This is a genomic window from Arthrobacter sp. B0427-1-12, from assembly GCF_059092905.1.
In genome coordinates, this window is the sequence record NZ_JBNHIC010000178.1 from 1 (window position 1) to 742 (window position 742).

Here is a 742-nt window from a genome sequence, read left to right on the forward strand (position 1 = left end):
GGTGCCCCGCCCAGGACCCGGAAGCACCGGTCCAGGGCAGCGAACACGCTCGGCGCGGTCCGGTCCCGCAACGGGATCACGATCCGGAACCTCGAGAACGCCAGCCAGGCCACGAACAGGATGGTCTTCACTCCGCCGATGCGCGGCCCGTCACCGAAGTCGTACTGCAGCCACATCCCCGGCTCCGCGATCCAGGGGCGGTGGACACGTGTGTGACCCAGCCGCCAGGCGGCCTTGACCTGGGCGATCGCCCGGCGGGTGGACCGCTCCGAACCCGCATAACCCAAGGCGAGCAGCTTCTCGTGGGCTTTATCGGCGCGGATTCTGCCCTTGGATGCCTCGACCCATTCCTCGATCTTGGGCAGGAACGCGTCAGCGACACGATCACGGGGCGCTGGCTCAGCGATGGGTCGCCCCGCATCCCGCGCCGCAACATGCCTGGCAACAGTGTGATGGGAACAGCCCGTCAGTTCCGCGGTTGCACGCAACGATCCGGTCAGATCATAGGCAGCAAGAATTTCCATGATTTCTCCGTCAGACTTCATACAGGGCCTCTTCCCGGGGCGACATTTGGTGCGACTAGACACCGTCATCAAATCCCGGGGAGAGGCCCCCGCCGCTTAAGACGCGGCAGGACAAGTAAGGAAGTGGGCAGATCTCATGGCCACCGGTGGGCAGTTCTACTGGCCGTCAGTGGGCATTTTCGTGGCCGCCTACGGGCAGTTTTTCATGGCCGCTAACA

General features: G+C 64.4%; 1 protein-coding gene. It reads right to left on the reverse strand.

From position 1 onward, the window contains the following. Positions 1-545 (reverse strand): transposase (locus tag AC5RWU_RS24430; protein WP_493986754.1); only part of this gene is annotated, 545 nt, incomplete at its 3' end. Between the last annotated feature and the right edge of the window lie 197 nt (positions 546-742).